This window comes from Trebonia sp., assembly GCF_049794275.1.
Classification (GTDB): Bacteria; Actinomycetota; Actinomycetes; order Streptosporangiales; family Streptosporangiaceae; genus Trebonia.
This window is the reverse complement of the sequence record NZ_JBARCR010000147.1, coordinates 1-10,651: the sequence shown is the minus strand read 5'-3', so window position 1 is coordinate 10,651 and position 10,651 is coordinate 1. Positions and strand designations below refer to the sequence as shown.

Genomic DNA, 10,651 nt, shown 5'->3' with positions numbered 1-10,651 from the left:
TGGGGTTACGGCTTCGGGATGCCGTCGCCGCTGGCCGAGGGCGGGCCTGTGGGGGGGTCGTCTGAGGCCGGGGGGGTAGCTTCCGCTGCCTGGGCCGCGGGGGCGTCTGAGGCGGATTCTGGGGCCTCGGCGGCGGCGGAGGCGGCGGAGGCGGCGCGGCTTTCCGCCAGGAGTTCCTCCAGGCGCGGGCCGCGCAGGCGGCGGAATGTGCGGTGGGCGCGGGCGCGGTCCAGGATCGCGACCTCCAGGTGGGCTGCGTTCAGCTCCGTGGCCTGGACGCCGTTCCCCGCCGCCGAGCCCGACCCCGAGCCTGAGCCTGAGCCTGAGCCCTGGGCGGGCGGGGCGGCGAGCGCTTCCAGCGCGGCGCCGAGCGCCTCGGTGAGCGTCATGTCGTCGTGGAAGCGCTCCTTCAGGGCGGCCGCCACCTGATCGGCCTGGCCGCCGAAGGCGACGAAACCCGGCTCGTCGGACACCGAGCCGTCGAAGGTGATCCGGTAGATCTGGTCGTCGTCGGGCTTGACGCCGACCTCGGCCACCACGATCTCCACCTCGTACGGCTTGGTCGAGTCGGTGAAGATCCCGCCGAGCGTCTGCGCGTACCAGTTCGCGAGCGCCCGCGCCGTGACGTCACGGCGGTCGAACTGGTAGCCAGTGACGTCGGCGTACGTCACGCCGGCCTTGCGCAGCGCCTCGTACTCGTTGTAGCGGCCGCCCGCAGCGAACGCGATCCGGTCGTACAGCTCGCTGATCTTGTGCAGCGCGGTGGAGGGGTTCGGCGCCACCATCAGGATGCCGCCCGCGTACTGCAGCGCGACGCAGCTGCGGCCGCGCGCGATCCGCGAGCGGGCGTAGTCGGCCTTGTCCCGCATGATCTGCTCGGGCGACACGTAAAACGGCATGGACACCGCAGGCGCTTCCTTTGCTTCAGGCTGGTTCGGGGTAAGAGGGGAAAAGCTCAGCTACCGGTCCGCAGCGGAGCCCTCGGGCCGTCGGGCGAGCGCATCCGGCTCTGCACGACCTGATCGGAGTACTCTTCGGACTCGGAGTCGGGCAGCCGCCGGTAGCCGTCGTCGGTGATCGTCGTGACGACGGGGAAAATCTTGCGGGGCAGGTCGGGGCCGCCGGTCGCGGAGTCGTCGTCGGCCGCGTCGTACAGCGCCTGCACGCAGGCGAGCACCGTGTCGGTCATCGGCATGTCGTCGGAGTACAGCTTTTTCAGCGAGCTCTTGGCGAACACCGACCCGGAGCCGATCGAGTGGAACCGGTGCTCCTCCCACGGGCCGCCCGCCACGTCGTAGCTGAAGATCCGGCCGAGCCCGGTCTCCTCGTCGTAGCCGGCGAACAGCGGGATCACGGCCAGCCCCTGTATGGCGGGCGCCAGGTTGTCCCTGACCATCTTGGCCAGCCGGTTCGCCTTGCCCTCGAGGGACAGCGACCGGCCCTCCATCTTCTCGTAGTGCTCGAGCTCTACCTGGAACAGCCGAGCGAACTCCAGCCCGATCGACGCCACGCCGGCGATCGCCATGGCGGAGAACTCGTCGCTGCGGAACACCTTCTCGACGTCCCGCTTGGAGATCACGTTGCCTGCGGTCGCCCGCCGGTCGCCCGCCAGCACCACGCCGCGCTCGCACGCCGCGGCCACGATCGTCGTGGCGTGCGGCAAGTCCTTGATGAGGTCGCCGCCCGCCGGCAGCTGCAGCCCGGCCAGCGAGGCCGGCAGCAAGTCTGGGGCGTGCGTGGCCAGGAAGTGCGTGAACGACGGGATGCGCGCCGTCATGAAGGCCCCCGCTTGTCCGAGCCCGCCGTCGAAATGCCCGTTCACGCGCCGCCTCCCTGCCCTGCCGGGTCGCTGCCCGGTTTTGATGTCCTTGAGCAGACACTACCGCCCGTTGCGGTAGTGAATGCACATGCCCCGAAGCGGGGCCTTTCGCCTACCGCGAACCCCGCGGCAGGGGTGTTACTGGCCGCCCTTCTGGACGTAGGACCTGACGAACTCCTCGGCGTTCTCCTCGAGTACCTCGTCGATCTCGTCCAGGATCGCGTCCACGTCGTCGGACAGCTTCTCGTGCCGCTCCTTGACTTCCTCGGCCGAGGCGGCCTGCTCCTCTTCGGTCTCCTCGGCGCGGCGGGTGGTCTGCCGCTGGCCGCCGGTGTCCTTGTTCGTCGCCATCTGGCGTTCCTCCGTCTCTGAGGGGCACGACCCCCTCAACAGCTCAACGTTATCGTCGCCAGCGACAGTCCCGCCCAACCCTCCGCGGCGGCATCACTTGGGCAACTACTCCTGGGCCGTGAGGGCGGCGACGAGCTCGCCGGCGGTGCGACAGCGGTCGAGCAGGTCGCCGACGTGCGCCCTGGTGCCGCGCAGCGGCTCCAGGGTGGGGACCCGCTGCAGCGACTCCCGGCCGGGGATGTCGAAGATCACCGAGTCCCAGGAGGCGGCGGCCACCGCGTCCGCGTACTGCCGCAGGCAGCGGCCGCGGAAGTACGCCCTCGTGTCCTCGGGCGGGTTGTCGACCGCCCAGGCGATCGCGTCCTCGTCGGTCAGCCGGACCATCCGGCCGCGCGCGGCGAGCCGGTTGTACAGCCCGCGATCCTGCCGGACGTCGGAGTACTGCAGGTCGAAGAGCTGGAGCTTCGGGTGGTCCCAGGACAGCCCGTCGCGCCGCCGGTAGCCCTCGAGCAGCTCCAGCTTCGCCACCCAGTCCAGCTCACGGGACAGCTGCATCGGGTCGTCGGCCAGCCGGCCGAGCACCGACTCCCAGCGGTCCAGGACGTCGGCCGTGGTCGGGTCCACGTCGGTGCCGTACTTGTCCTCGGTGTACTTGCGGGCCAGCTCCAGGTACTCGGTCTGCAGCTGGACCGCGGTCATCTTCCGCCCGTCCCGCAGCGTGACCAGGTGCCGCAGCGCCGGGTCGTGCGACACCGCGCGCAGGTCCGCGACCGGCGCCTCGATCGACAGGTCGCCGGACAGGAACTTGTCCTCGATCATCGCGAGCACCAGCGCGGTGGTGCCCACCTTCAGGTAGGTGGCCACCTCGCTCATGTTCGCGTCGCCGATGATCACGTGGAGCCGGCGGTACTTCTCCGGGTCGGCGTGCGGCTCGTCGCGGGTGTTGATGATCGGCCGCTTCAGCGTCGTCTCCAGGCCGACCTCGACCTCGAAGAAGTCCGCCCGCTGCGAAATCTGGAACCCCGTGCCGCGCCCGTCGGCGCCGATCCCGACCCGGCCCGCGCCGCAGACCACCTGGCGGGTCACGAAGAACGGCGTCAGGTACCGCACGATGTCGGCGAACGGCGTCGAGCGGCGCATCAGGTAGTTCTCGTGGCAGCCGTACGACGCGCCCTTGTTGTCGGTGTTGTTCTTGTACAGCTGAATGGGGTGCGAGCCAGGCACGGTCGCGGCCTTGGCCGCGGCCTCCGCCATGATCCGCTCCCCCGCCTTGTCCCAGATCACCACCGACAGCGGGTTGGTGCACTCAGGGGCGGAGTACTCCGGGTGCGCGTGATCCACGTACAGCCGCGCCCCGTTGGTGAGGATGACGTTGGCCAGCCCCAGGTCCTCGTCGGTGAGCTGGGTCGAGTCGGCCGCCTCCCTGGCGAGGTCGAACCCGCGCGCGTCGCGCAGCGGGTTCTCCTCCTCGAAGTCCCAGCGGGCGCGCCTGGCACGGGCGGCGGTAGCCGCCTGGTAGGCGTTGACGATCTGCGATGAGGTCACCATCGCGTTGGCGCCCGGCTGGCCGGGTACGGAGATGCCGTACTCGGTCTCGGTGCCCATGACCCGCAGCACGCTCATAGTTGTCCAGCGTAGTGCGAGTTCAGAGGTACTGGCCCGTGTTGGCGACCGTATCGATGGAACGGCCCGCCTCGGTGCCCTGCTTGCCCGAGACCAGGGTGCGGATGTAGACGATGCGCTCGCCCTTCTTACCGGAGATGCGCGCCCAGTCGTCGGGGTTGGTCGTGTTCGGCAGGTCTTCGTTCTCGCTGAACTCGTCGACGCAGGCCGCCAGCAGGTGGGCGACGCGGATGCCCTTCTGCCCGGTGTCGAGGAACTCCTTGATGGCCATCTTCTTGGCGCGGGCCACGATGTTCTCGATCATGGCGCCGGAGTTGAAGTCCTTGAAGTACAGGACTTCCTTGTCGCCGTTGGCGTAGGTGACCTCGAGGAAGCGGTTCTCCTCGGTCTCGCTGTACATCCGCTCCACGGTGCGCAGGATCATCTCATCCACCGTGGCCTGCAGCGAGCTGCCGTGCTCCTTCAGGTCATCGGGGTGCAGCGGCAGTTCCTTCAGCACGTACTTGGAGAAGATGTCCTTGGCCGCCTCGGCGTCCGGCCGTTCGATCTTGATCTTGACGTCCAGCCGGCCGGGCCGCAGGATCGCCGGGTCGATCATGTCCTCGCGGTTGGAGGCGCCGATGACGATGACGTTCTCCAGGCCCTCCACGCCGTCGATCTCCGACAGCAGCTGCGGGACGATCGTGTTCTCCACGTCGGAGGAGACGCCGGAGCCGCGGGTCCTGAAGATCGAGTCCATCTCGTCGAAGAACACGATCACCGGCATGCCCTCGGACGCCTTCTCCCGCGCCCGCTGGAAGACCAGCCGGATGTGCCGCTCGGTCTCGCCGACGTACTTGTTCAGCAGCTCCGGGCCCTTGATGTTGAGGAAGAAGCTCTTCCCCTCCTGCTGCTTGCCAGCGCTGCCGCCGCCGTCCGCGTCCGCGGCCGTCTTCGCCGCGACCTGCTTGGCCAGCGAGTTCGCCACCGCCTTGGCGATCAGCGTCTTGCCGCAGCCGGGCGGGCCGTACAGCAGCACGCCCTTCGGCGGCTTCAGCTGGTGCTCGCGGAACAGGTCCGCGTGCAGGTACGGCAGCTCGATCGCGTCGCGGATCTGCTCGATCTGCGACGACAGGCCGCCGATGTCGTGGTAGGAGATGTCCGGGACCTCTTCGAGGATCAGCTCCTCGACCTCGGCCTTCGGGATCCGCTCGTAAACGTAACCGGAACGCGGCTCCAGCAGCAGCGAGTCGCCGCCGCGCAGCACCTGGTCGAGCAGCGGCGCGGCCAGCCGGACGATCCGCTCCTCGTCGGCGTGCGAGATCACCAGCGCCCGCTCGCCGTCCGCCAGGATCTCCTTGAGCATGACGACTTCGCCGATGGTCTCGTAGTCCTGGGCGATGACGATGTTCAGCGCCTCGTTGAGCACGACCTCCTGGCCGGGCCGCAGCGCCTCCAGGTCGACGTTCGGGCTGACGTTCACCCGCATCTTGCGGCCGCCGGTGAACACGTCGGCGGTGGTGTCCTCGCGCGCGGCGAGGAACACGCCGAAGCCGGACGGCGGCTGGGCCAGCCGGTCGACTTCCTCCTTGAGCGCCACGATCTGGTCTCTGGCCTCGCGCAGTGTCGAGGCCAGGCGCTCGTTCTGCGAGGTGACCGAAGTCAGCGACGCCTCTGTCTCGCGGAGCCGTTCCTCCAGCAAGCGGACCTGGCGCGGCGAATCAGCGAGCCTGCGGCGCAACACCGCGATCTCCTCATCGAGGAAGGAGATCTGCGCGGTAAGGCTGGACACCTCATCGTCGTGCCGTGAAGCCCGTCCGCCCTCTTCTCTGGCTGCCACGACCCTCACCTCCTCCCGGGAGCGTTTCTACCCCGACCTTACCTATCTGGAGCACTTAACTAACATCCCAGCGCGTGTTCATCTGCTTACTGGTCTAGCCCATAGGGAAGAAACCGCAGGTTATCGGGCTATTGCTCGCCCAACGTTACATTTCTGTCGCGTACGGTTGCGTATTTTTTTCGTCCTCGGCGGAATGCGCGCCCTTGGCCGGGCGGCGGCGGCGGGGCGGCGCGGTCACCCCGGGAGCGAGCCGCCGCGCGGTCACCAGGAAACCGGTGTGCCCGATCATCCGGTGGTCCGGCCGCACCGCGAGCCCGTCCAGGTGCCAGCCGCGCGCCATCGTCTCCCACGCGGCCGGCTCGAAGAACCCGCCGTGCGCGCGCAGGTCCTCGGTCACCCGCGACAGCTGGGTCGTGGTGGCCACGTAGCAGCAGATGAGCCCGCCGGGCGCCAGCACCGCCGCCGCGTCGGGCAGGCACTCCCAGGGCGCGAGCATGTCGAGGATGACCCGGTCGAAAGAGACGCCGGCAGGGTCCCCTGAGTCGGCGGGGGACGTTCCGGACAATGATTCAAGGGCGGCCGGGGCGGACAGGTCGCCGGTCACCAGCCGCCACCAGCCGGGAGTCTCGCCGAAGTACTTCGTCACGTTCGCCGCGGCGATCGCGGCGAAGTCGGGGCGCCGCTCGAACGACACCAGCCGCCCTGACGGGGCGGACCCCACCGCGCGCAGCAGCCAGCAGGACAGCGCCCCGGAGCCCGCGCCCGCCTCGAGCACCCGCGCGCCGGGGAAGATGTCGGCGTAGGCGAGGATCTGCGCCGCGTCCTTCGGGTAGACGATCGTGGCGCCGCGCTTCATGGCCAGCGTGAAGTCGGCGAGCAGCGGCCGCAGCGCCACGTAGCCGGTGCCGCCCGCGGCGATTACCACGCTGCCTTCCGGCGCGCCGATCAGGTCGTCGTGGCTGAGCGAGCCGCGGTGCGTGTGGAACGTGGCGCCCTTCTGGAGGACGACCTGGTGCATGCGGCCCTTGGGGTCGGTGAGCTGCACCAGGTCCCCTGCCGCGAACGGTCCGCGTCGTGTCACGCGCTAGAGACTAGTGGCTGCACGCCTACACGCCGGCGAACACGTGGTCGAGGTCGCGGGCCGCGAGCACGCCGTACACCTGGCCGGAGGGCTCCACCAGCAGGTACTCGCTGGCCGGCACGCGCTTGATGGCCTCGAGCAGCGCCATGCCGGAAATGTCGGCGGGCAGGATCATCTCCGGCTCGATCGACCTGGCCATGGAACCCGCGTCGACCCACGGCCTGCGCTGCGGCGGGGTCGCCATCACCGCGGCCTCGTTCAGTATCGCGATCGGCTTGTCGTCGTGGTCGACCACGACAACCGCCCGCGCGTGGTTCTCGTCGGCCTGCCTGATCGCCTCCGCCAGCGGCATGCTGGCCGGCACCGAGATGGCCCGCCTGGCCAGCCGCCTGGCCTGCAGCTCGGGCAGTCGCTCGCGGAACTTCGTGGCGCGGATCGACTGGCTGGCGCCGATCCACATGAACGCGGCGATCACCGCCACCCACAGCGTGCCGGTCATGATCCCGCCGGCGAGCCGGTCGGAGTAGAACGGGATCACGAGCAGCAGCGCGATGGCGAGCGCCCGGCCCACCCAGCCGGCGGCGATCGTGGCGGTATTCGGCTTACCTGTGAACTTCCAGATGATGGCGCGGAGCATCCGGCCGCCGTCCAGCGGCAGCCCAGGCAGCAGGTTGAAGATCCCGACGATGATGTTCGCGTACATCAGCAGCCGGACCAGCGAGCCGCTCACCCCGTGGGTGACCACGAGCGAGAGTCCCCAGCCGACCGCGCCGAGCGCCAGCGACAGCGCCGGGCCCGCGGCCGACACGAGGAACTCGCGGGCCGGGGTCTGCGGCTCCTTGTCGAGCTCGGAGATGCCGCCGAGGGGATACAGCAGGATGCGGCGCACCGGCAGGCCGAAGCCGAGGGCGACGACCGAGTGGGCCAGCTCGTGCACCAGCAGGGACAGGTACAGCAGCACCACGAAGGCCGCGGCGACCGCGAACCTGATATTGCCGTGCAGCGAGTTGCTGAAGTCGTTCGCGTAGATGACGATGAAGACGCCCGCGATGACGAACCAGTACGGCGACACCACCACGGGGATGCCGAAGGGGCGCGCCACCACGATGCCTGCCCGGCTCGCCCGGCCCAGCTGGCCGCTGCGGGGACCCTGGGTGTCCTGGCCGCCGTCCTGGCGGTCCAGGTCCGCTTGCCCGCGCCGGTCCGGCTGCCCATCCTGGCCACTTGCCACAGCACCGATGCTACGTGCATCCGGGGGCATTGCGAGCGGGCCCGGCGGTTCCGCGGCCTTGGGTGCGGCCTTTGGTGCGGCCTCGGCGGTCGGCTCGGCGGGTCGGCTGCGGAATGTCGGTACCCTGTCTTACGGTGGCGCTGTGGACCCATCTGACGTGCCTGACGCACCCGCCGGCTTCCCCGTCGACGTGCCGACCCCGGTCGGGGTGCCCACTCCCGCTGACGGGCCGGACCCGGCTGACTTCGGCCCGGCGGGCGATCCGCCGTCGGCGCTGTCGCCATCGCGTGCCGCTGATTTCATGACGTGCCCGCTGCTCTACCGGTTCCGGGTGATCGACAGGATCCCCGAGCCGCCGACCACGGCGACGGCGCGCGGCACGCTGGTGCACGCCGTGCTTGAGCGGCTGTTCGACCGCCCGGCGGGTGAGCGGACCCCGGCGGCGGCGCTCGACATGCTGGTCCCCGAATGGGAACGGCTGGCGGAAGCTGACGCTGGTCTGGCGGAGCTGTTTTCCGATGATTCGGAACGGGCCCGTTTCGTCGCCGAGGCCGCCGCCGCTCTTGACGGGTATTTCACCCTCGAGGACCCACGGCGGCTGGAGCCAGCGCAGCGGGAATGGTACGTGGAGGCCGAGCTGGACTCCGGGCTGCGGCTGCGCGGCTACATCGACCGGCTGGACATGACGAAAGCCGGCGACATCCGGATCGTGGACTACAAGACGGGCCGCGTCCCGCGGGAGGCGTACGAGGCCAGCGCGCTGTTCCAGATGAAGTTCTACGCGCTGGTGATCTGGCGGCTGCAAGGCGTCATCCCGCGCATGCTGCAGCTGATGTACCTGTCCGACGGCGAGGTCCTGCGGTACTCCCCCGACGAGGCCGACCTGCGCGCCACGCAGCGCAAGGTCGAGGCGCTGTGGCAGGCGATCGAGCGGGCGCGGGTGTCCGGCGACTGGCGCCCCAGGCCGAGCCGCCTGTGCGACTGGTGCCGACACAAGGCGCTGTGCCCCGAGTTCGGCGGCACTCTGCCGCCCCTTCCGGCCTCGGCCGCCGCGGTCGCCGCGCATGGCTCGGCCGCCTCGGCCGCTGCGGTTTCCGGAGGCTGAGGCCGGACTGGTGAAGTTGTCGCGCCAGCTCGGCGCGGCGAATGGCCCCCTGCTGGCTAGTAGTGCTCGCCCGGCTGGGACTGGCGAGGGAGCAGAGTGCCGCCGCTGGGGGCGCGCTGGGACAGCGCGGCGCGGCGGAGCAGCGGGCTGGCGCGGTAGTGGCCGTCGCGGTACCAGTTTTCCATGCTGTCCAGGATCCCGAGGATGGCGCTGGTGCCCCACTCGCGTGCCCAGGCCAGCGGGCCGAGCGGGTAGTTGACGCCGAGGCGCATCGCCGTGTCGATGTCGGCTTCGCTCGCGACACGGGAGGCGAGGGCGTCGGCGGCGAGGTTCGCCAGCATGGCGACCGTGCGGGTGACGATCAGGCCGGGCACGTCGTCGATCACGAACACGTTCAGGTGTCCCGCCTGGAACAGGCCGATGGTCTCGGCGACGGCGGCGGGCGGGCAGCCGTCGGAAGGCGCGACCGCGATGGCCGTGGCCGTGGCCGGGTTGAGCATCCGGTCGACGACGATTACCGGGCGCTCGAAGGCCGCGGACAGCGCGGTGGCCGTGGCGCCCGCGCACTGGATGAGGAGCGCGCCGCTCGGCAGCTCCAGCAGCCCATCGGGCAGGCCTGCCGCGGCGTCGTCGCGGTCCCGGGCGATGACGGCGACGCCGAGACTGCGGCCTATCAGCTCGCGCAGCTGCGTCTTGCTGTTATCAGTTAGGTCATGGCCGTACTCGATGACGGTCCGCGGCCGGGCCGCGGCCGGAGCCGGGGCAGCGGCAGCCGTGGCGGGGTCCGCGTAGGAGTAGATGCCGCGGCCGGTCTTGCGGCCCAGCCAGCCGGCTTCGACAAGGGCGCGCTGCGCGAGGGACGGGGCGAACCTCGGGTCGTGGCCGAACGCGGTCCATACCGACCGGGTGACCGCCTCGTTCACGTCGTGGCCGATCAGGTCCATCAGCGCGAACGGCCCCATCCGGAAGCCGCCGGCCCCGGTCAGCACCGCGTCGATGGCGGCCGGGGTCGTCGCGTGCTCCTCGTAGAGCCGCCACGCTTCGGCGTAGTAGGGCCTGGCGATCCTGTTCACGATGAACCCGGGCGTAGCGGCGGAACGCACCACCGTCTTCCCCCACCCCGCCGCCAGCTCCGCCGCGGCGTCCGCCACCTCCGGGGCGGTAGCCAGCCCCGAGATGACCTCCACGAGCTGCATGGCCGGCACGGGATTAAAGAAGTGCAGCCCGACAAGCCGCCCCGGATGCGCCAGCCCGGCGGCCATCGCGGTCGGCGTCAACGAGGAAGAATTGGACGCGAGCACGCAGTCCGCGCCCACGACCCCCTCAAGCTCGGCGAACAGCGCCTTCTTCGCGCCCAGCTCCTCCACGATCGCCTCAGCGACCACGCCGCATTCGCCGAGCCCGGCGATCTCCACGGCCGTCAGGTCGAGCGCTGCCGGGTCGGCGTCGAGCCGCCCCTTCTCGACCTGCGCCTTGACCCGATCCCGGATCTTCGCGATCGCGCGCTCGGCCGCACCGGGCACGGCGTCGGCAAGGAGGACTCGCCGCCCCGCCACGGCGGCCACTTGCGCGATCCCGGCCCCCATCGTCCCCGCGCCAACGACCCCGATCGGCTCAGTCAC

The 10,651-nt window shown here is 70.3% G+C and carries 9 protein-coding genes; 1 reads left to right on the top strand and 8 read right to left on the bottom strand.

The features are described from left to right. Positions 1 to 5: 5 nt before the first annotated feature. The 7 genes from prcA to WA805_RS04285 form a co-directional block, all read right to left on the bottom strand. Positions 6 to 899 carry a proteasome subunit alpha gene (prcA, locus tag WA805_RS04315; protein ID WP_424559645.1) on the bottom strand — a complete coding sequence of 298 codons (894 nt, stop codon included), beginning with the start codon at positions 897 to 899 and terminating at the stop codon, positions 6 to 8. A gap of 56 nt (positions 900 to 955) precedes the next feature. Further along, positions 956 to 1,777 (bottom strand): proteasome subunit beta, encoded by an 822-nt coding sequence (gene prcB, locus WA805_RS04310; protein WP_422276917.1) that lies wholly within the window; start codon positions 1,775 to 1,777, stop codon positions 956 to 958. 180 nt (positions 1,778 to 1,957) lie between these two features. Then, on the bottom strand, positions 1,958 to 2,170 hold the full coding sequence (locus tag WA805_RS04305) for a ubiquitin-like protein Pup (protein ID WP_422274148.1): 213 nt from the start codon (positions 2,168 to 2,170) through the stop codon (positions 1,958 to 1,960). Between the two features lie 105 nt (positions 2,171 to 2,275). Then, the gene (gene dop / locus WA805_RS04300) at positions 2,276 to 3,793 is read right to left on the bottom strand and encodes a depupylase/deamidase Dop (protein WP_422286218.1); all 1,518 of its coding nucleotides are present in this window, start codon (positions 3,791 to 3,793) and stop codon (positions 2,276 to 2,278) included. 22 nt (positions 3,794 to 3,815) lie between these two features. After that, complete coding sequence (gene arc, locus WA805_RS04295) at positions 3,816 to 5,612, bottom strand: proteasome ATPase (protein ID WP_422286219.1); 1,797 nt, start codon at positions 5,610 to 5,612, stop codon at positions 3,816 to 3,818. A gap of 145 nt (positions 5,613 to 5,757) precedes the next feature. Continuing rightward, entirely contained in the window at positions 5,758 to 6,693 is a 936-nt protein-coding gene (locus WA805_RS04290) for a tRNA (adenine-N1)-methyltransferase (protein ID WP_422286220.1), read from the bottom strand. A gap of 25 nt (positions 6,694 to 6,718) precedes the next feature. Next, a complete protein-coding gene (locus WA805_RS04285; protein WP_422276520.1) occupies positions 6,719 to 7,924 on the bottom strand; it encodes a site-2 protease family protein in 1,206 nt (401 codons plus the stop codon). A gap of 301 nt (positions 7,925 to 8,225) precedes the next feature. Between WA805_RS04285 and WA805_RS04280 the strand changes: the two genes are divergently transcribed. After that, positions 8,226 to 9,029, top strand: coding sequence for a RecB family exonuclease (locus tag WA805_RS04280; RefSeq protein ID WP_422276526.1), 804 nt, complete (start codon positions 8,226 to 8,228; stop codon positions 9,027 to 9,029). A 56-nt stretch (positions 9,030 to 9,085) separates the two neighbouring features. Here WA805_RS04280 and WA805_RS04275 read toward each other — a convergent pair. After that, on the bottom strand, positions 9,086 to 10,651 hold a 1,566-nt coding region (locus WA805_RS04275; RefSeq protein WP_425241690.1), incomplete at its 5' end, for a 3-hydroxyacyl-CoA dehydrogenase.

Coding starts and splice junctions, on each gene's coding strand:
- WA805_RS04305 (WP_422274148.1), bottom strand. CDS start 2,170: ATGGCGACGAACAAGGACACCGGCGGCCAGCGGCAGACCACCCGCCGC.
- prcB (WP_422276917.1), bottom strand. CDS start 1,777: ATGACGGCGCGCATCCCGTCGTTCACGCACTTCCTGGCCACGCACGCC.
- WA805_RS04280 (WP_422276526.1), top strand. CDS start 8,226: ATGACGTGCCCGCTGCTCTACCGGTTCCGGGTGATCGACAGGATCCCC.
- prcA (WP_424559645.1), bottom strand. CDS start 899: ATGCCGTTTTACGTGTCGCCCGAGCAGATCATGCGGGACAAGGCCGAC.
- dop (WP_422286218.1), bottom strand. CDS start 3,793: ATGAGCGTGCTGCGGGTCATGGGCACCGAGACCGAGTACGGCATCTCC.